The following is a 17,885-nucleotide window of genomic DNA, read 5'->3' as shown; positions in this document are numbered from 1 at the left end:
CGCACCGCGCGGTGCGGCATACCCCTCAGGACGGGTCCGAACCTCCGGCGGCCGACCCGGCCGCGGTCGAGGGCTCGAAGAGGTGGGCGAACGCGGCCAGGTTGGCCGTCGACTCACCCCGCTTGACCCGCCACTCCCACTCGCGGCGGATGGCGGTGCCGAAGCCGATCTCCAGCATGCTGTCGAAGGACTCGTCGGCGTACGTGAGCACGGACCCGAGGAGGCGGTCCAGCTCGTCGGAGTCCACCCCGGCCAGGTTGACCCGCCCGGTCAGATAGATGTCGCCGACGGCGTCGATGGAGAAGGACACCCCGTACATCCGGGCGTTGCGCTGGAGCAGCCAGGCCCACAGCTCCTCGCGGCGCTCGTCCGGCTGGCGCATCACGAACGCCTCGACCCGGAGCGCGTGCTCGCCCACGATGAGGTTGCAGATCGTCTTGAGCTTGTGCGTCCCCGGCAGGGTCACCGCGTACGACGTCTCGCCGGTGGACTCCCACTCCAGCTCGCGCTCGGCGCAGACGGCCTCGATCAGCGCGGCGACCTCACTCCTGCGGCTCATCGCACCCACTCTACGGCCGCCCACCGGAGGCCGCCGGGCCACGGGCGGTCACCAGGAGCAGGTGAGCGCGGGGTCACCGAGCCGGCGGGCCAGGCGGGCACGGTGGTCGGCGATCGCCTCGCCGTAGACGGCGAGCAGGCCGGACGCGGTGCGGTGCCAGGAGAAGGCGCGGGCGTGCCGCTCGGCGCCCCGGCCCAGGGCGGCCCGGCGCAGCCGCTCGGGCAGCAGGCGGGCCAGCGCACGGGCCCAGTCGACCGGGTCGTGGCCGTCGATGAGCACCCCGCTGACCCCGTCCCGGACCGCGGTGACCAGCCCGCCCACGGCGGCGGCCAGCACCGGCGTGCCGCACGCCTGGGCCTCCAGCGCGACCAGTCCGAACGACTCGTTGTGCGAGGGCACCGCGACCAGGTCGGCCGCGTGGTAGAGGGCGGGCAGGTCGTCGCCGGTCTGCGGCGGGAGGAACCGGACCCGGTCGGCGACGCCGAGGGAACCGGCCAGCTCGATGAGGGCAGTGGGGCGGTCCAGCCCGCTGCCGCTCGGGCCGCCGCAGATCACCACGGTCACCTCGTCGGCGAGCGCGGGCTCCCGCTGGCGCAGCGCGGCGACCGCCCGGATCAGCACGTCCGGGGCCTTGAGCGGCTGGATCCGGCCCACGAAGGCCACCACGTAACCGCTGGTCGGCAGGCCGAGGCGGCGGCGGGCCGCCAGGACAGCCGCGTCCCGGTCGCCGGGTGCCGGGCGGAACCGGTCCAGGTCCACGCCGGGCTCGACCACGGCCACCCGGGCTGGCTCGGCGTCGTACCTGTCGATGAGGTCGCGGGCCTCGACGCGGGTGTTGGCGACCAGCCGGTCGGACTCGGCGACCACCTGCTCCTCGCCGATGACGCGTGCCTTGGGCTCGGGCCGGTCCCCGGCGGCGAGCCGGGCGTTCTTGACCTTCGCGAGGGTGTGCGCGGTGTGCACCAGCGGCACGCCCCAGCGCTCCTTGGCCAGCCAGCCCACCTGCCCGGAGAGCCAGTAGTGCGAGTGGATGAGGTCGTAGTGGCCCGGCGGGCGGGCGGCCTCGGCGCGGAGCACCCCGGCCGTGAAGGCGCAGAGCTGGCCGGGCAACTCCTCCTTGGTCAGCCCCTCCAGGGGGCCGGCGGTGACGTGCCGGACGCTCACCCCGGGCGCCGTCTCGACGACCGGGGGCAGGTCACCGGACGTGGCCCGGGTGAAGATCTCCACCTCGACGCCGGCCTCGGCGAGCCGCCGGGCGACCTCCAGGATGTAGACGTTCATGCCGCCGGCGTCGCCCGTGCCGGGCTGGTGCAGCGGCGAGGTGTGGACGGAGAGGGTGGCGATCCGGCGCGGCCGGGGCCACGGCAGGGCACCTCGCTGACGACCGACACCGGTGTGCAACTCCGCCACGTCCGCTCCCTCTGTCACGGTTGATGCCGTCCCGCACGACCGGCGCTTCTCGGTCAACCTCCGCGCCGGATGTCATCTTCCCCATCGGGCTTCGGAAATGCGTCCCGGCGGGTCCCGGGCGTGACGGACCTCATCACCGCGCGGAGCCGGGCGGCGGGTGAGAATGACCGGATGACCTCAGTCGCGATCGTCACCGGGGCGTCCAGCGGGATCGGCGCGGCCACCGCCCGCCGCCTGGCCGCCGAGGGTTTCCACGTGCTCGCCGCCGCGCGGCGTACCGACCGGCTGGCCGGCCTGGTCGCGGAGATCGAGGCGGCCGGCGGCGCGGCCACCGCGGTGGAGTGCGACGTGACCTCCGACGAGTCCGTCGCCGGCCTGGCCGCCGCTGCCGCCGCCGCGCCCGGCCCGGTCACCCTGCTCGTGAACAACGCGGGCGGTGCGCGCGGCCTGGACCCGGTGGAGTCCGCCGACGTGGGCGACTGGCAGTGGATGTACGACGTCAACGTGCTCGGCACGCTCCGCGTCACCAAGGCGCTGCTGCCCGCCCTGGAGTCCTCCGGCGCGGGCACCGTCGTGATCGTCGGCTCCACCGCCGGGCACGTCGTCTACGAGGGCGGCGGCGGCTACACGGCGGCCAAGCACGCGCAGACCGCGATCGCCGGCACGCTCCGGCTGGAGCTGTGCGGCCGGCCGGTGCGGGTGATCGAGATCGACCCGGGCATGGTGAAGACCGAGGAGTTCGGCCTGGTCCGGTTCGGTGGCGACGCCGACCGGGCCGCCGCGGTCTACGCCGGGGTGGCCGAGCCGCTCGTCGCCGAGGACGTGGCCGACTGCGTCGCCTGGTGCGCCACCCGACCGCACCACGTCAACATCGACCAGCTCGTGGTCCGCCCACTGGCCCAGGCCGCCCAGCACAAGGTGCACCGGGTCTAGCGTGAAGCGCGAGGAGTGAGCCGCTCTTGCGAGCCCCGCAGTCGCGAACCGGGAGGCCCTGATGGTCCGGCCGCTCGGGGTGGTAACCCGGGGCACGACGAATCCGAACCGGCTCCGGCGGGTGGACAACTGGATCGCCGCGACCTGCGGTGACGCCCTGCGTGCCGCCGCCGACCCGCTCGTGGTCGACCTGGGCTACGGGGCCACCCCGGTCACCGCCGTCGAGCTCCGCGCCCGGCTGGCCGCCGCCGTCCGCGCCGACGTGCGGGTGGTCGGGCTGGAGATCGATCCGGTACGCGTGGCCGCCGCCCAGCCGGCCGCCGACCCGCCCGGGCTCACCTTCGCCCGCGGCGGTTTCGAGCTGGCCGGGCTGCGCCCCGCCCTGGTCCGCGCGTTCAACGTGCTGCGCCAGTACGACGAGGGCGAGGTGGCCGACGCCTGGCGTACGGTCACCGGGCGGCTCGCGCCGGGCGGGCTGCTGGTCGAGGGAACGTGCGACGAGCTGGGGCGGCTCGGCGCCTGGGTGCTGCTCGACGCCAGCGGCCCGCGCACGCTGACCCTGGCCGCGAAGCTCACCACCCTGGCCAGCCCGGCCCAGCTCGCCGAGCGGCTACCCAAGGCGCTCATCCACCGCAACGTCCCCGGCGAGCCGGTCCACGACCTGATCCAGGCCCTGGAGAGCGCCTGGCAGTCCACCGCCGGCTACGCCCCCTTCGGCCCCCGCGACCGCTGGACGAGAACGGTGGCCGCGGTAAAGGCGGCAGGCTGGCCGGTCCTGGACCGCCCCACCCGCTGGCGCCGAGGCGAGGTGACCCTCCCCTGGCCGACGATCGCCCCCACCTGACCCCACCTCGCCTGGTTGATCAAGAAGTTCGCGTCAGACCGACGGTCTCTCCAGACGCAAACTTCTTGATCAACGCGACCTTGGGGGTCAGATGGTGCAGTTGATCAGGACGGGTTCGGGGTGGAGGGTTACGCCGAAGCGGGTGTTCACGCCGTCGCGGATCTCGCGGGCCAGGGCTACCAGGGCTGCCGTGCTTGCGGTGCCGGTGTGGTTGGTCAGGGCCAGCGTGTGCTTGGTGGAGATGGCGACGCCCTCGGGACCGGTGTAGCCCTTGCCGAAGCCGGCCTTGTCGATCAGCCAGGCGGCGCTCACCTTGACCGTGTCGCCCGGGCACGGCCAGTTCGGCGGTTCACCCAGGTCGGCGGCGCGCTCGCGGACCAGTTCGTACGCCTCCCGTTCCAGCACCGGGTTGGTGAAGAAGGAGCCCACCGACCACGTGTCCGGGTCCTGCGCGTCGAGCACCATGCCCTTGCCGGCGCGCAGCCGCCGCACGGTGGCCCGGGCGTCGGCGAGCGGCACCCGGTCGCCCACCTCGACGCCGAGCGCGCGGGCCAGTTCGGCGTAGCGGACCGGGCCGGAGAGCGGGGAGCGGGTGAGCCGGAAGTCGACCGAGAGCACCACCCAGCGGTCGCTGTACTTGAAGATGCTGCCCCGGTAGGCGAACCCGCAGTCCGCCGCCGCGATCCGGACCACGGCTCCCCCGGTCCGGTCGTACGCCTCCACGGCCACGATCGTCTCGGCGACCTCCTGGCCGTACGCGCCGACGTTCTGGATCGGGGTGGCGCCGGCCGAGCCGGGGATGCCGGAGAGGCACTCCAGGCCCGACCAGCCGCGCTCGACTGTGGCGGCGACCAGGTCGTCCCAGGGCTCGCCGGCCTCGACCCGTACGGTGACGGTGTCGGCGTCCTCGGCGACCACCCGGAACCCCCGGGAGCGGATGAGCACGACGGTGCCGGGGAAGCCCTGGTCGCCGATCACCACGTTGCTGCCGCCGGCCAGCAGGAGGACGGCCTGTTCCCGCGCCTCCGCCTCGCGCACCCGCCGGACGATCTCGTCGGCGCTGGTGGCGATCTCCAGCCGACCGGCGGGGCCGCCGAGGCGCAGCGTGGTGTAGCGCGCCAGGGTGGCGGGGTCGGTCGGGTCGGCTCCGGTCGTCGGTTCGGCGTAGACGTCTGACACGCCTTTCACCCTAGGCTGAGGGGTAGCCGCGGCACCCACTGGTGGCCCGGTCACCCCCGGGAGGATGGCGATGAGCAGACTGCACGGCACGAAGGACTTCTGGATCGGCGCGTTGCGGACGGAGGGTCCCGCCTTCGCCGCCGCCGTCGCGGAGGCGCCCCCCGAGACACCGGTGCTGTCCTGTCCCGGCTGGACGGTCTCCGACCTCGCCCACCACCTCACCCGGGTCTACGTGTGGGTCCGCACCGTGGTGACCGCCGGCACGGCCACCCGCCCGGAGCGGCACGACCCGGAGCCGCCGGCGGGCCTGACCCCGGCGCAGTGGTACGGCCAGGAGTACGAGCGGCTGCTCACGCTCTTCGAGGGGCTGGACCCGGAGGCCCCGGCCTGGAACTTCGCCCCGCAGCCGAAGAAGGCGGCCTTCTGGCCACGCCGGATGGCGCACGAGACCGCGGTGCACCGCTGGGACGCCCAGCTCGCCATCGGCGCGGGTGAGCCGATCGAGGCCAAGCTCGCGGCCGACGGGGTGAGCGAGGTGCTGGACACCTGGCTGCCGGCGGGCCGGCGGGTCCAGCCCGGCCAGTGGCACGGCGTGGTCCAGCTGACCGCCACCGACGCCGCCCAGGAGTGGTACCTGCGGCTGCGCGGCGAGGGGATGGCCCTGCTGGACACCGCGACGATCCTCGACCACGACGACCACCACGCCCGCGCGCAGGTCACCGGCACCGCCAGCGACCTGCTGCTGGCGGTGATGGGCCGGATCAGCTTCGACGCCCTCGGGGTGGCCGGCGACCGCCGCCTGCTCGACGGGCTGCGGGTGGGCTGACCCGCCGGAGGGTCGGCCGGGAGATCAGGCGGAGAGCGGCGTTTCCCACCGGAGCGCCACTCTCCGCCTTTTTCCGGACGCTCTGAGAGCGCTCTCTTGACAGGGTCGGGGGCAACCACCACCCTGTCGTGAGAGCGCTCTCTAAGTACCGGAACCACCCGCCACCACCCGATACACCTAGAGGGGTCAGATAAGAGATGGTCACCTTCACGCGTCGCCGCCTGGCCGCGGTGGCCCTGGTCGCCACCACCGCGCTGCTGGGCGCCACCGCCTGCGGGGGCGGTGACGACGAGGCCGCCGCCGACGGCCCGGTCACGCTCACCGTCGACGTCTTCGGCCAGTTCGGCTACGAGGAGCTCTACAAGGAGTACATGGCCAGCCACCCCAACGTGAAGATCGTTGAGCGGGGCACCGGCAGCAACCTGGACGAGTACTCGCCGAAGCTCACCCAGTGGCTCGCCGCGGGCAAGGGCGCGGGCGACATCGTCGCCATCGAGGAGGGGCTGCTCGTCGAGTACAAGGCCAACCCGCAGAACTTCGTCAACCTGCTCGACCACGGCGCCGCCGACCTGAAGGGCAACTTCCTGGACTGGAAGTGGAACCAGGGGCTCACCGCCGACGGCAAGCAGCTCATCGGCCTCGGCACCGACGTCGGCGGCATGGCCATGTGCTACCGCAAGGACCTGTTCGCCAAGGCCGGCCTGCCCACCGACCGGGAGGCGGTCTCGAAGCTCTGGCCCACCTGGGCGGACTACATCAAGGTCGGCGAGCAGTTCAAGGCGAAGAACACCGGCGCCTCGTTCCTCGACGCCGCGACCAACACGTTCAACACCATCCTGCTCCAGACCGCCGGCAACACCACCGGCTACAGCTACTACGACACCAGCAACAACCTGGTCGTCGACAGCAACCCGGCGGTCAAGCAGGCGTACGACACCACCATGGACATCATCGACTCGGGCCTGTCCGGCAAGTACGGGTCGTGGTCGGAGGAGTGGGTCTCCGCGTTCAAGCAGTCGAAGTTCGCCACCATCGCCTGCCCGGCGTGGATGACAGGTGTCATCGAGGGCAACGCCGGCCCGGGCGCCAAGGGCAAGTGGGACATCGCCCAGGTCCCCGGCAACGGCGGCAACTGGGGCGGTTCCTTCCTCGCCGTGCCGAAGCAGGGCAAGCACCAGGCCGAGGCGATCGAGCTGGCGAAGTTCCTGACCAGCGCCAAGGGCCAGATCGGCGCGTTCAAGGCGAAGGGCCCGCTGCCCTCCTCCCCGCAGGCGCTGGCGGACCCGGCCATCGTCGACTCGACGAACGCGTACTTCTCCGCGGCCCCGGTCGGCAAGATCTTCGCCGAGGGCGCCAAGAGCCTGAAGCCGGTCTACATGGGCCCGAAGAACCAGGCCGTCCGGACCGAGGTGGAGAACGCCGTCCGCACCGTGGAGCTGGGCAAGCGCAGCCCGGAGCAGGGCTGGACCGACGCGGTCGGGAACGCCAAGAAGGCCGCTGCCAAGTAACCCGAGCCAGGCGTGCGGGCGGTCCCCGGTGACGGGTGCCGCCCGCACGGCGGAAAGGAGTCCCGGGCCATGGCAGTCCAGCTCGACGCCCGCCCGCCGGTCCAGCCGGCGCACCGTGTCCCCCGCCCCTCCCGGGGCGTCCGGCTCAGCCGGTTCGACACGAAGTACTCGCCCTACCTCTACATCGCCCCGTTCTTCCTGCTCTTCGGCGTCTTCGGGGCCTACCCGCTGGCGTACACGTTCTGGGTCTCGCTGCACGACTGGGACCTGCTCGGCGCCGAGCACCCGTTCATCGGGCTCGACAACTACAGCCAGCTGCTGGGCGACCCCGACTTCTGGCACTCGGTGGTCAACACCCTCGGCATCTTCGTCATCTCCACGGTCCCGCAGCTGCTGCTGGCGCTCTGGCTGGCCAACCTGCTCAACCGGCAGCTCCGGGCCCGGACCACCTGGCGGATGGCGGTGCTGATCCCGAACGTCACCTCGACCGCCGCCGTGGCGATCGTCTTCGCGGTGCTCTTCGGCCGCGAGTTCGGCATGATCAACTGGCTGCTCGACCACGTCGGGGTGAGCGCGATCGACTGGAAGGCCAACCGGCTCGCCTCCTGGGTCGCCATCTCCACGATGGTCGACTGGCGGTGGACCGGCTACAACGCGCTGATCTTCCTGGCCGCCATGCAGGCCATCCCGCGCGACCTCTACGAGTCCGCCTCGATCGACGGTGCGAGCCGATCGCGGCAGTTCTGGTCGATCACCGTGCCGCTGCTCAAGCCCACGATCGTCTTCGCGGTCATCATCTCCACCATCGGCGGTCTCCAGCTCTTCACCGAGCCCCGGATGTTCAACTCCGGCACCAACGCGATCCGCGGCGGGCCGCTGCGCGAGTCGCAGACCGTGACCATGTACATGTTCGAGAACGCCTTCGCGCCGCACTACAACTTCGGCTACGGCTCGGCGATCGCCTGGCTGCTCTTCGCGCTCATCGCGGTGGTCGCGGCCATCAACGTCCTGCTCCTCCGCCGGCTCGGCGGCGGCGCGCGCAAGGAGGTCTCCCGATGACCCGCCTCTGGTCGGCCGGCCGGCTCACCTACCTGGCGCTGGGCGTCACGGCCCTGATGTCGGTCTTCCCGATCTACTGGATGTTCGTGGTGGCGAGCCGGACCAGCGACGCCATGGGCCAGGTCCCGCCACCGCTCACCCCGGGCGGCAACCTCGGCGCCAACATCGCCCGGCTGTTCGACAACACCGACGCGTACTTCCTCACCGGCCTCATCAACTCGGCGATCGTGGCCGGCACCGTCACCGTCTCCGTGGTCTTCTTCTCCACCCTGGCCGGATTCGCCTTCGCCAAGCTGCGCTTCCGCGGGCGCAACGCGCTGCTGCTGGTCATCGTGGCCACCATGATGGTGCCCACCCAGCTCGGCGTGATCCCGCTCTACCTGCTGATGACCAAGCTGAACTGGAACGACCGGCTGCCCGCGGTCATCGTGCCGGCCCTGGTCACCGGCTTCGGCGTGTTCATGATGCGCCAGTACGCCGGCCAGGCCGTCAGCACCGAACTGATCGAGGCCGCCCGGATGGACGGCTGCAACACCGCCCGGATCTACTGGAACGTGGTGCTGCCCGCGCTGCGCCCGGCCGCCGCCGTGCTCGGCCTGCTCACCTTCATGACCACCTGGAACGACTTCCTGTGGCCGTACGCGGTGCTCAACGACCCGGAGAACCCGACAGTGCAACTGTCGCTGCGGGCCCTGTCCGATGGCTACTACCAGGACATGTCGCAGGTGTTCACCGGTACGGCCATCGCCACCCTGCCGCTGCTGCTGGTGTTCGTCGTGTTCGGCCGCCAGATCATCGGCGGGATCATGGAAGGTGCGGTGAAGGCATGACGGAGCTGCGGTTCCCCGAGGGCTTCGTCTGGGGGGCGGCCACCGCCGCGTACCAGATCGAGGGCGCGGTCGCCGAGGACGGGCGGGCCCCGTCCATCTGGGACACCTTCAGCCGTACGCCCGGCAAGGTGTTCCAGGGACACACCGGCGACGTGGCCTGCGACCACTACCACCGGTACGCCGAGGACGTGGCGCTCATGGCGGACCTGGGGCTGCGGGCGTACCGCTTCTCGGTCGCCTGGCCCCGGATCCGGCCCGACGGCACCGGCCCGGTCAACCCGCGCGGCCTGGACTTCTACGACCGGCTCGTGGACGCCCTGCTGGACCGGGGCATCGACCCGATCGTCACGCTCTACCACTGGGACCTGCCGCAGGCGCTGGAGAACCAGGGCGGCTGGACCGCGCGGGAGACCGCCGAGCACTTCGCCGACTACGCCCTCGCCGTGCACCAGCGCCTCGGCGACCGGGTCCGCACCTGGACCACGCTCAACGAGCCGTGGTGCTCGGCGTACCTCGGCTACGGCAACGGCGTGCACGCGCCCGGTGGGCGGGACGCGGGGGCGGCCTTCCGGGCCGTACACCATCTGCTGCTCGGCCACGGCCTGGCGGCCCGGGCGCTGCGCGCGGCCGGCGCGGAGGTCGTCGGGATCACCCTCAACCTCGCCGACGTGCAGCCGGCCGACGCCGGCAGCGCGGCGGACGCCGCCGCGGTGCGGCTCGTCGACGGCCTCCAGAACCGGATCTTCCTGGACCCGCTGACCGGCGCCGGCTACCCGGACGACGTGCTGGCCCACGTCGCCCGGATCGTCGAGCCGGACTTCGTCCGGGACGGGGACGAGAAGGTGATCGCCGCGCCGCTCGACCTGCTCGGGCTCAACTACTACGCGCCCACCTACGTGGCGGGCCGGGCGGGCGGGGCCGGGAGCAGCGCGTACCCGGGCACCGAGGGCGGCGTCGAGTTCCTGCCGCCGGTCGGGCCGCTCACCGACATGGGTTGGATGATCGAGCCGGCCGGCCTCACCCGGCTGCTGGAGCGGGTGGCCGCCGACTACCCGGGCCTACCGTTGATCATCACGGAGAACGGCGGGGCCTTCCCGGACCGGAACACCGAGGGGACCGGCTGGGTGGCGGACACCGACCGGGTCGCCTACCTCGACGGGCACCTGCGCGCCGCGCACGAGGCCGTCGCCCGCGGCGTCGACCTGCGCGGTTATCTCGTATGGTCGTTGCTGGACAACTTCGAATGGGCCGAGGGCTACCGGAAGCGGTTCGGGATCGTCCACGTCGACTACCTGACCCAGCGGCGCACACCGAAGGAAAGTGCCCGTTGGTACCAGGAGGTGATCTCCCGGAACGGGCTGTGACGAGGTGGTGGTGACGGGGATGACGACGGCACAGCGGCCGACCCTGGAGGCGGTGGCCAGGCGGGCAGGCGTGTCCCGGGCCACGGTCTCCCGGGTGGTCAACGGCTCCACCACGGTGGCCGAGTCGATCCAGCAGGCGGTCCGCCGGGCGGTCGAGGAACTGGGGTACGTCCCGAACCTCGCCGCCCGCAGCCTGGTCACCCAGCGCACCGACTCGGTCGCGCTGGTCATGCCCGAGGCGGCCACCCGGGTCTTCTCCGACGACCAGGTCTTCCCGGGGATCATCCGCGGCGCGGCCCAGGAGCTGGAGGCGGCGGACAAGCAACTCGTGCTGATGCTGGCCGGCTCGCCGGCCGGGCACGAACGGGTCGAGCGGTACACCACCGGGCGGCACGTCGACGGGGTGCTCTTCGCCTCGCTGCACGGCGAGGACCCGCTCCCCGGGCGGCTGGCCCGGCTCGGCATCCCGGTGGTGTGCAGCGGCCGCCCCCTCGACGGCGCCGAGGTGCCCTACGTCGACGTGGACCACGTCGGCGGGGTGGCCGAGGCGGTCCGCCACCTGATCGGGAACGGTCGGCGGCGGATCGCCACCATCGCCGGGCCGCAGGACATGGTCGCCGGCATCGAGCGGCTCATCGGCTACCGGGAGACGGTCGCCGCGGCCGGCCTGCCGGAGCTGGTCGCGTACGGCGACTTCACCCGGGAGTCCGGCACCGCCGCCATGCGGCAGCTGCTCGCCGCCGACCCGGAGCTGGACGCGGTGTTCGCGGCGTCCGACCTCATGGCGCACGCCGCGCTGCGCACCCTGCGGGAGGCCGGCCGGCGGGTGCCGGACGACGTCGCGGTGATCGGGTTCGACGACATCGAGACGGCGGCTTACACCGAGCCGCCGCTCACCACCGTGAAGCAGCCGATAGTGGAACTGGGACGGGCCATGACCCGGCAACTGCTCCGGATCGCCGCGGGCGAGACGGTCGAGCAGGCGCTGGTGCTCCCGACGGAGCTGGTGCTGCGCGATTCCGCCTGAGCGAACGCGGACGAGGTCGGCGGGCCGACCGTCGGGCGTCCTCGAGTGGATTGACATGTCCGCTCGCCGGCGCCCGCAAGAGACACCGGTGGCCGCGTACCGAGACCTGGTACGCGGCCACGAGCGTGAGGTACGTCTGGTTCTGGGCCGGCGGCCGTCAAGGGCGGCCGCTCAGCTCACGGCTTGACGGTCAACTGGAGCAGGGTGGTCGGCTCCTCGCCGCCCTCCCCGATCCCGAACTGGGTGCTGCCGTTCGGGTCCAGATCCTTGGTGGTCTTCACCCCGGCGTCGGTGGTGACGGTCGCCGTGCCGTTGTGGCCGGAGGTGGAGGTCTGCCCGTCGCCCCGGATCTCGTAGACCCCCGGCACCTTGAGGTCGAGCCGGCCGGTCGACGCCAGCGCCTTGAAGCAGATCAGACCGGCGCTGGTCTGGCCGATCGGCTCGGTCGTCCAGACCTTGATCAGGCCGACGTCACCAGTGACCGGCGTGTCGCAGTCGGCCAGCATGATGTGGCCGTCGCCCGAGATCAGCTCGACGTTCTGCTCGGCCAGGATGGCCGCTGCGCCCGGGTACTTGAAATCCTCCACGATGGATCCGCCGTTGGTCTCCGTCGGGGTGTCGTCCCCCGCCGCCAGTGCGACGCCGGCGAAGGTCGCCGCCACCGCGGCCCCGGTCACACCGACCACCGCAGCCTTGGACAGCACACGCATGCCTTACCTCTTCTTCACGTCAAGTCCCAGCCGTCAACGCGGCGAGGTCACTCGCCCCCGTGCAGTGACGAACCCAGCACGCGCAGAGTACCCAAGCATCTGATCTATGTCTGCCCCGTCCCGAGCGGCCCGGTCCTCGCCTCTGAAGTAGCCCGTCGGCACGACCATGTTGGGGGTTCGAGGAAGCTGGCGGCGCAGACCGGAGCCGCCGGGTATTGCGTCGCGGACATGGGCGGCCGGCGCTAGGGTCGCGCAGATGACCGGCACCGTGCGCCTGATCCGCGCGCCCGAACTCTCCGACGTCGCGGAGTACGCGTACGCGGCCGAGGTCGTGCCGCCCGCGCGGCTGATCTTCACGGCCGGGGCCTGCCCGCTGGACGCCGAGGGGCGGACCGTCGCGCCCGGCGACCCCGCCGCCCAGGCCCGGCAGGTGATGGTCAACCTGGCGGCGGCGCTGGCCGCCGCGGGCGCCGGGCTCACCGACGTCGTCCGGACCACTGTCTACGTGGCCAGCGGTGACCGCGCCGACCTGGTGGCCGTCTGGCAGGTCGTCCGGGACGCGTTCGGCGACCACGATCCGCCCGGCACGCTTCTCGGCGTCGCGGTGCTCGGCTACCCGGAACAGCTCGTGGAGGTCGAGGCGGTCGCCGCCACGCCCCGGTAATCCCGTCGCCGGTGGCGGCCGGTCGCTCTAGGGTCGGCCGGATGACCGACAACCTGATCCGGCCCGCCCGCCCCGACGACGCGCCCGGCGTCGTGGCACTGCGCGGCGTCGTCCACCCGTACCTGGTGCGCGGCGTCGAGTCGACCCGACGGATGATCGCCCAGCCGCCGCCCGGCGAGGACTGGGCGGCCTGGGTGGCGGAGGCGGACGGGCGGGTGATCGGCTGGGTGTCGGCGTACCGCAACATCCAGACCTCCGCGCCGAACGTCGGGGATGTCTCGACCCTGCACGTCCACCCGGCGCACCGGCTCCGGGGAGTCGGCACGGCCCTCTTGGACGCCGCGCTCGCCCACCTGCGCCTGCTCGGCGTGAAGCGGGTGCTCACCTGGTCCCAGCCCGGCTCCCTGCCGTTCGCCCGCCGGCACGGCTTCACACCCAGCCGGGAGCTGCGCTACTCCGCGCTCGACCTCCGGCCCGCGCCGCCGATGCCCGAGCCGCCGCCCGGCGTACGGCTGGTGCCGGCCGCCGAGGTGGACCCGCGTGAGGTGCACCGGGTGGACGCCGAGTCGTCGCTGGACGAGCCGGGCGACGTGCCGACCGACGCGCTCGGCTACGACATCTGGCACCACGAGGTCTGGGACAACCTGGGGCTGGACCGGGACGCCAGCACGCTGGCCGAGGTGGACGGCAGGCTGGTCGCCGTCAGCCTGGTCAAGCGGGACGGCGACCGGATGTGGTCGGACTTCACCGGCACCGTCCCGGGGCACCGGGGCCGGGGGCTGGCCCGGCTGGCGAAGCAGGCCGCGCTGCACCGGGCGGCGGCTTCCGGGGTGCGCACCGCGTACACCTCGAACGACGAGGCGAACGCGCCGATGCTGGCGATCAACGACCGGCTCGGCTACCGGCCGGTGGCCAGCCAGTGGTCCTGCCTGCGCGACCTCGACTAGCGCCCGGCGGCGACCCGGACGGCCGTCGCGTAGGTGTCGGCGCCGAAGAGCACCAGCCGGGCCTCGGTCACGTTGACCGGGGTGGCCGCGTGCAGCACGGCCAGCGCCTGGGCCACCGCGTCACCGACCGGCCAGCCGTAGACGCCGGCGGAGATCAGCGGGAAGGCGACGCTCAGCGCGCCCAGGTCGTCGGCGATCCGGAGGCTGTTGGCGTAGCAGTCGCGTAGCAGCGCCGACCGGTCCTCGCGCGGGGAGAAGACCGGCCCGACGGTGTGCACCACCCAGCGGGCCGGCAGGTTGCCGGCCGTGGTGGCTACCGCCTGGCCGGTGGGCAGGCCCCGGCCGTAGCGGGAGGCGCGCAGCGCCCGGCACTCCTCCAGGATGGCCGGCCCGCCCCTGCGGTGGATGGCGCCGTCCACGCCCCCGCCGCCGAGCAGGGAGGAGTTCGCCGCGTTGACGATCGCGTCGACCTGCTGCGCGGTGATGTCCCCCTCGATCAGGACCGTCTCCATGTCACGCCTCCTCGACGACGGACTGCCCGAGCGACCGGCGGGCCAGCAGGGTGGCGCCCGCGACGGCGGCCGGCATGACCAGCACCGCCCCGAGCGGGATCAGGAAGCAGAGGAATACCGCCACCCCGAAGCCCAGGGTGGTCGGCCGGTCCGCCCTGAGCAACGACCGCCGCTCCGGCAGGCGCATGCCGCGCCGGTAGAACGGCGCGCCGACCAGTTCCAGGGCGAGGAACCAGCCGCCCACCAGGGCGCCGACCACCGGGACCACCGTCTGCCCGACCAGCGGGATGAAGCCGGCCACGAAGAGGGGTACGCCCACCAGCGCGGAGATGGCCACCAGGCGCAGCGAGTCCAGGATGCTGCGCCGCAGCGAGGCCCAGAACGGCACGTCGACGGCGCCGGGCGTGCCGCCCAGGCGCTCCTCGACCCGCTCGGAGATCTTCTCGTAGAACGGGTCGCCGACGGCCAGCGTGACCGCCGTGAAGGTGAGCACCCCGAGCAGGCCGGCCAGCCCGACGACGGCCAGGCCGGCCGCCACCCGGATCAGGCTGCGCCAGGTCCCCGACCAGTCGTCCGCGAACGGGGTCACCAGCGCGGCCAGGTCGTCCACGAAGTACAGCAGGGTGGCGAACAGGGCCACGAAGAGCACGCCCGAGATCAGCGCCGGCACGATCCCGAGCAGCATCAGCCCCGGACTGCGGACGTAGAGGCCCAGGCCGCGCAGCAGCAGGCCGGCGCCGGCGAGGAAACGGGTGACGGCGCCGGTCACGGGCGCGGCGAGGCGGGGTGCGTCCACGATCAAGGAGCCTAACGGCCGCGCGCACAATGGGCGGGTGCGTGCGTCCCGGCTGATCTCGTTGGTGCTGCTGCTCCAGGCGCGGGAGACGATGACCGCGGCCGAACTGGCCCGCGAGCTGGAGGTCTCCGAGCGCACCGTCTACCGGGACGTGCTGGCGCTCTCCGCGGCCGGCGTGCCGGTGTACGCCGACCGCGGCCGCGCCGGCGGCTACCGCCTGCTCGGCGGCTACCGGACCCGGCTGACCGGGCTGACCCGTGACGAGGCGGAGGCGCTCTTCCTGGCCGGGCTGCCCGGGCCGGCCGGAGACATGGGGCTGGCCGACGCCGTTGCCGCCGCCGAGCTGAAGGTGCTCGCCGCGCTGCCGCCGAGCCTGCGGGACGCGCCCGCCCGGACCGGCCAGCGGTTCCACCTGGACGTGCCGGGCTGGTTCCGGGAGGCCGGCCCGCCCCCGTGGCTGGCCGAGCTGGCCCGGGCGGTGTGGCGGGACCGGCTGGTCGAGCTGCGCTACCGGCGCGGTGACCGCGAGGTGACCCGCACGCTCGCGCCGTACGGGCTGGTGCTGAAGAACGCGGTCTGGTACCTGGTCGGGCGGGTCGGTGACGGGTGGCGGACGTACCGGGTGGACCGGGTGGTCGGCGTGGCGGTGAGCGGGGAGAGCTTCGACCGGGACGAGGGGTTCGACCTCGGGGCCTACTGGCGGGAGCAGGCCGAGGCGTTCCTGCGCGACCTGCTCCGGGCCGAGGTGACCGTCCGGCTCAGCCCGGCCGGGCTGCGCGCGCTGCGGCACCTCGTCGACGCGCCGTTCCTCCACGCCGAGGCGGTCGCCGCCGCCGGCCCGCCCGACGAGCAGGGCCGGGTGGTGCTCCGGCTGCCCGTCGAGTCGGTCGAGGTGGCGTACGCCCAACTGCTGGCGCTCGGCCCCGAGGTGGAGGTGCTCGACCCGCCCGAGCTGCGGGCCCGCTGTGCCGCGGCGGCCCGGCGCGCGGCCGCGCTCTACGCCGACGACCCGGACGACGCCGAGGGCGCGGCCGCGCCGGACGCCGGTCAGCGGTAGCCGGTGTCGTTCGCCGGCTTGCCGGGCCGGACCACCTCCTCGTAGTAGCGGGCCCAGTGCGGGCGGGTGCCGTCGAGGTCGGTGAAGCCGTACACCTGGGCCAGCCCACCGCTGTCCACGGACTTACCGTTCCAGCGGGCCCGGTCCGGGTCGGCGGCCAGGGCGGCCACCGCGCGTCCCACGAGGGCCGGCGTCTCCGACATGACGAAGTGGGGGTCCTTCGCCGCGCCGTCGCGCCAGTTGGCCTCGGTGACGCCGAAGTGCTCCAGCATCGCCTCCGAGCGCAGCCAGCCGGGGGTGAGCGCGACCGCCGTGGCGCCGTGCGGGGCCAGTTCGTGCGCCTGGCTGAAGGCGAGCCGGTTCACCGAGACCTTGGCCAGGTCGTAGAAGACCGAGAGCCGGTACTCGGTGTCGTTGTACTCCTTGGTCCCGTCGCCGATCTCCACGACCAGGCCCCCGGGGTTGCGGATCAGCAGTGGCAGTGCGAAGTGGCTGGTGATGATGTGGGTGTCGACGGCCAGCCGGAGGGTGCGGAAGCCGGCGTCGAGGGGCTGCTCCCAGACCGGCTTCTCCCAGGTGATCAGCGGGTCGGCACCCCAGATGTCGTTGACCAGCACGTCGAGGCGACCCTGCTCGGCGTCGATCCGCGCGACGAGGCCGCGGACCTGCTCGGGGTCGAGGTGGTCGACGGCGACGGCGATGCCGGTGCCGCCCGCGGCGGTCACCAGTTCGGCGGTCTCCTCGATGGTCTCCGGCCGGTCCATCTCCGAGCGGCGGGCGCGGGTGGAGCGGCCGGTGGCGTAGACGGTGGCCCCGGCGGCGCCGAGCTGGACGGCGATCTGCCGGCCGGCGCCCCGGGTCGCGCCGGCGACGAGCGCGATCTTCCCTGTCAGCGGTGTGGTCATGCCATCACCGTGACACCGATACCTGACGGCCGAAGTCCGGTTTTCCGAAGCGATAGGGATCGGCCATCATGGCCCGCATGCACCTGCTGCTCTCCGGGATCGTCGGCTCGGTCGCGTACGGGCTGGCCGGGCCGGACTCGGACGTGGACCGGATCGGCGTCTTCGCCGCGCCCACGATCGCCTTCCACGGCCTGCACCCGCCCCGGGAGTCCGTGGTGACGACGGATCCGGACGTGACCCTGCACGAGTGCGCGAAGTACGCCCGCCTCGCGCTGAGCGGCAACCCGACCGCCACCGAACTGATGTGGCTGCCCGAGGAGTGCTACGAGACGCGCACCGCGTTCGGCGAGCGGCTCATCGGCATCCGCTCGGCCTTCCTGAGCGCACCCCGGGTCCGGGACGCCTACCTCGGCTACGCGAGCCAGCAGTTCCGCAAGCTGACGGCTCGTGACTCCACTGTCGGGGGTCGGCGGCGGTCGGCGAAGCACGCCCGGCATCTGGCCCGGCTGCTGCACCAGGGCCGGGTGCTCTACGCGACAGGCGTGCTGGAGATCCGGCTGGCCGAGCCGGAGTGGTTCCGGGCGTTCGGCGAGCGGGTGGCAGGTGGCGCGCTGGCCGAGGCGGAGGAGCTGGTGGCGGCGGCCGAGCGGGACTTCGCACGGATCCGCACCCCGCTGCCCGAGCGTCCGGACGAGGAGACCGTGGAGCGGTGGCTGCTCGACGTCCGGGCGGCGCACCTGCCGCGCTGAACCGGC

19 protein-coding genes are annotated in these 17,885 nt (G+C 73.1%); 12 read left to right on the top strand and 7 right to left on the bottom strand.

All coding sequences use genetic code 11. The features are described 5' to 3' along the window. Positions 1 to 25: 25 nt before the first annotated feature. Positions 26 to 559 carry a type III secretion system chaperone family protein gene (locus tag GA0070603_RS22585; RefSeq protein ID WP_091317533.1) on the bottom strand — a complete coding sequence of 178 codons (534 nt, stop codon included), beginning with the start codon at positions 557 to 559 and terminating at the stop codon, positions 26 to 28. A 48-nt stretch (positions 560 to 607) separates the two neighbouring features. Continuing rightward, complete coding sequence (gene mshA, locus GA0070603_RS22580; protein ID WP_091317531.1) at positions 608 to 1,969, bottom strand: D-inositol-3-phosphate glycosyltransferase; 1,362 nt, start codon at positions 1,967 to 1,969, stop codon at positions 608 to 610. Positions 1,970 to 2,140: 171 nt separating this feature from the next. On the opposite strand from mshA, the gene GA0070603_RS22575 reads away from it, so the two are divergent. Next, the gene (locus tag GA0070603_RS22575) at positions 2,141 to 2,902 is read left to right on the top strand and encodes an SDR family NAD(P)-dependent oxidoreductase (protein ID WP_091322214.1); all 762 of its coding nucleotides are present in this window, start codon (positions 2,141 to 2,143) and stop codon (positions 2,900 to 2,902) included. 61 nt (positions 2,903 to 2,963) lie between these two features. Continuing rightward, positions 2,964 to 3,746 (top strand): SAM-dependent methyltransferase, encoded by a 783-nt coding sequence (locus GA0070603_RS22570; protein WP_091317528.1) that lies wholly within the window; start codon positions 2,964 to 2,966, stop codon positions 3,744 to 3,746. Between the two features lie 87 nt (positions 3,747 to 3,833). Here the strand turns inward: GA0070603_RS22570 and GA0070603_RS22565 are convergent, their stop codons facing one another. After that, complete coding sequence (locus GA0070603_RS22565) at positions 3,834 to 4,925, bottom strand: UDP-N-acetylmuramate dehydrogenase (protein ID WP_091317526.1); 1,092 nt, start codon at positions 4,923 to 4,925, stop codon at positions 3,834 to 3,836. 70 nt (positions 4,926 to 4,995) lie between these two features. On the opposite strand from GA0070603_RS22565, the gene GA0070603_RS22560 reads away from it, so the two are divergent. The 6 genes from GA0070603_RS22560 (at position 4,996) to GA0070603_RS22535 (ending at position 11,539) form a co-directional block, all read left to right on the top strand. Then, complete coding sequence (locus GA0070603_RS22560) at positions 4,996 to 5,751, top strand: maleylpyruvate isomerase family mycothiol-dependent enzyme (RefSeq protein ID WP_091317524.1); 756 nt, start codon at positions 4,996 to 4,998, stop codon at positions 5,749 to 5,751. Between the two features lie 197 nt (positions 5,752 to 5,948). Then, complete coding sequence (locus tag GA0070603_RS22555) at positions 5,949 to 7,259, top strand: ABC transporter substrate-binding protein (RefSeq protein ID WP_091317521.1); 1,311 nt, start codon at positions 5,949 to 5,951, stop codon at positions 7,257 to 7,259. A gap of 69 nt (positions 7,260 to 7,328) precedes the next feature. Next, the gene (locus GA0070603_RS22550) at positions 7,329 to 8,318 is read left to right on the top strand and encodes a carbohydrate ABC transporter permease (protein ID WP_091317519.1); all 990 of its coding nucleotides are present in this window, start codon (positions 7,329 to 7,331) and stop codon (positions 8,316 to 8,318) included. Then, a complete protein-coding gene (locus tag GA0070603_RS22545; protein ID WP_091317516.1) occupies positions 8,315 to 9,148 on the top strand; it encodes a carbohydrate ABC transporter permease in 834 nt (277 codons plus the stop codon). The genes GA0070603_RS22550 and GA0070603_RS22545 overlap by 4 nt, the downstream gene beginning before the upstream one ends. Continuing rightward, positions 9,145 to 10,512 carry a GH1 family beta-glucosidase gene (locus tag GA0070603_RS22540; RefSeq protein WP_091317514.1) on the top strand — a complete coding sequence of 456 codons (1,368 nt, stop codon included), beginning with the start codon at positions 9,145 to 9,147 and terminating at the stop codon, positions 10,510 to 10,512. Before GA0070603_RS22545 ends, GA0070603_RS22540 begins: the two co-directional genes overlap by 4 nt. Before the next feature lie 19 nt (positions 10,513 to 10,531). Beyond that, complete coding sequence (locus tag GA0070603_RS22535; protein ID WP_091322212.1) at positions 10,532 to 11,539, top strand: LacI family DNA-binding transcriptional regulator; 1,008 nt, start codon at positions 10,532 to 10,534, stop codon at positions 11,537 to 11,539. Positions 11,540 to 11,715: 176 nt separating this feature from the next. On the opposite strand, the gene GA0070603_RS22530 is transcribed toward GA0070603_RS22535, so the two are convergent. Next, a complete protein-coding gene (locus GA0070603_RS22530; protein ID WP_091317511.1) occupies positions 11,716 to 12,249 on the bottom strand; it encodes a hypothetical protein in 534 nt (177 codons plus the stop codon). 256 nt (positions 12,250 to 12,505) lie between these two features. Between GA0070603_RS22530 and GA0070603_RS22525 the strand changes: the two genes are divergently transcribed. Together GA0070603_RS22525 and GA0070603_RS22520 are read left to right on the top strand one after the other, a co-directional pair. Then, on the top strand, positions 12,506 to 12,913 hold the full coding sequence (locus GA0070603_RS22525; protein ID WP_091317508.1) for a RidA family protein: 408 nt from the start codon (positions 12,506 to 12,508) through the stop codon (positions 12,911 to 12,913). 41 nt (positions 12,914 to 12,954) lie between these two features. Further along, positions 12,955 to 13,860 (top strand): GNAT family N-acetyltransferase, encoded by a 906-nt coding sequence (locus GA0070603_RS22520; protein ID WP_091317506.1) that lies wholly within the window; start codon positions 12,955 to 12,957, stop codon positions 13,858 to 13,860. Here the strand turns inward: GA0070603_RS22520 and GA0070603_RS22515 are convergent. Beyond that, entirely contained in the window at positions 13,857 to 14,372 is a 516-nt protein-coding gene (locus tag GA0070603_RS22515; RefSeq protein ID WP_091317501.1) for an O-acetyl-ADP-ribose deacetylase, read from the bottom strand. The genes GA0070603_RS22520 and GA0070603_RS22515 overlap by 4 nt on opposite strands. A 1-nt stretch (position 14,373) precedes the next feature. Beyond that, positions 14,374 to 15,168, bottom strand: coding sequence for an EI24 domain-containing protein (locus GA0070603_RS22510; protein WP_091322210.1), 795 nt, complete (start codon positions 15,166 to 15,168; stop codon positions 14,374 to 14,376). Positions 15,169 to 15,205: 37 nt separating this feature from the next. On the opposite strand from GA0070603_RS22510, the gene GA0070603_RS22505 reads away from it, so the two are divergent. Continuing rightward, positions 15,206 to 16,225 (top strand): helix-turn-helix transcriptional regulator, encoded by a 1,020-nt coding sequence (locus tag GA0070603_RS22505; RefSeq protein WP_091317500.1) that lies wholly within the window; start codon positions 15,206 to 15,208, stop codon positions 16,223 to 16,225. Here the strand turns inward: GA0070603_RS22505 and GA0070603_RS22500 are convergent. Beyond that, complete coding sequence (locus GA0070603_RS22500; RefSeq protein WP_091317497.1) at positions 16,216 to 17,130, bottom strand: SDR family oxidoreductase; 915 nt, start codon at positions 17,128 to 17,130, stop codon at positions 16,216 to 16,218. The two genes, GA0070603_RS22505 and GA0070603_RS22500, sit on opposite strands and share 10 nt — an antisense overlap. Before the next feature lie 77 nt (positions 17,131 to 17,207). On the opposite strand from GA0070603_RS22500, the gene GA0070603_RS22495 reads away from it, so the two are divergent. Further along, a complete protein-coding gene (locus GA0070603_RS22495) occupies positions 17,208 to 17,879 on the top strand; it encodes a nucleotidyltransferase domain-containing protein (RefSeq protein ID WP_091322208.1) in 672 nt (223 codons plus the stop codon). The last annotated feature ends 6 nt before the right edge of the window (positions 17,880 to 17,885 follow it).

Origin of the sequence: Micromonospora chersina (genome assembly GCF_900091475.1) — a bacterium.
Lineage (GTDB): Bacteria > Actinomycetota > Actinomycetes > Mycobacteriales > Micromonosporaceae > Micromonospora > Micromonospora chersina.
Note: the sequence above shows the minus strand (reverse complement) of the source record. Positions and strands in the feature narration are given on the sequence as shown.

Bases quoted from the DNA above. Each gene is read 5' to 3' on its own strand.
- GA0070603_RS22585 (WP_091317533.1), bottom strand. From the start codon at position 559: ATGAGCCGCAGGAGTGAGGTCGCCGCGCTGATCGAGGCCGTCTGCGCC.
- GA0070603_RS22575 (WP_091322214.1), top strand. From the start codon at position 2,141: ATGACCTCAGTCGCGATCGTCACCGGGGCGTCCAGCGGGATCGGCGCG.
- GA0070603_RS22570 (WP_091317528.1), top strand. From the start codon at position 2,964: ATGGTCCGGCCGCTCGGGGTGGTAACCCGGGGCACGACGAATCCGAAC.
- GA0070603_RS22560 (WP_091317524.1), top strand. From the start codon at position 4,996: ATGAGCAGACTGCACGGCACGAAGGACTTCTGGATCGGCGCGTTGCGG.
- GA0070603_RS22555 (WP_091317521.1), top strand. From the start codon at position 5,949: ATGGTCACCTTCACGCGTCGCCGCCTGGCCGCGGTGGCCCTGGTCGCC.
- GA0070603_RS22550 (WP_091317519.1), top strand. From the start codon at position 7,329: ATGGCAGTCCAGCTCGACGCCCGCCCGCCGGTCCAGCCGGCGCACCGT.
- GA0070603_RS22545 (WP_091317516.1), top strand. From the start codon at position 8,315: ATGACCCGCCTCTGGTCGGCCGGCCGGCTCACCTACCTGGCGCTGGGC.
- GA0070603_RS22540 (WP_091317514.1), top strand. From the start codon at position 9,145: ATGACGGAGCTGCGGTTCCCCGAGGGCTTCGTCTGGGGGGCGGCCACC.
- GA0070603_RS22535 (WP_091322212.1), top strand. From the start codon at position 10,532: ATGACGACGGCACAGCGGCCGACCCTGGAGGCGGTGGCCAGGCGGGCA.
- GA0070603_RS22530 (WP_091317511.1), bottom strand. From the start codon at position 12,249: ATGCGTGTGCTGTCCAAGGCTGCGGTGGTCGGTGTGACCGGGGCCGCG.
- GA0070603_RS22525 (WP_091317508.1), top strand. From the start codon at position 12,506: ATGACCGGCACCGTGCGCCTGATCCGCGCGCCCGAACTCTCCGACGTC.
- GA0070603_RS22520 (WP_091317506.1), top strand. From the start codon at position 12,955: ATGACCGACAACCTGATCCGGCCCGCCCGCCCCGACGACGCGCCCGGC.
- GA0070603_RS22515 (WP_091317501.1), bottom strand. From the start codon at position 14,372: ATGGAGACGGTCCTGATCGAGGGGGACATCACCGCGCAGCAGGTCGAC.
- GA0070603_RS22500 (WP_091317497.1), bottom strand. From the start codon at position 17,130: ATGACCACACCGCTGACAGGGAAGATCGCGCTCGTCGCCGGCGCGACC.
- GA0070603_RS22495 (WP_091322208.1), top strand. From the start codon at position 17,208: ATGCACCTGCTGCTCTCCGGGATCGTCGGCTCGGTCGCGTACGGGCTG.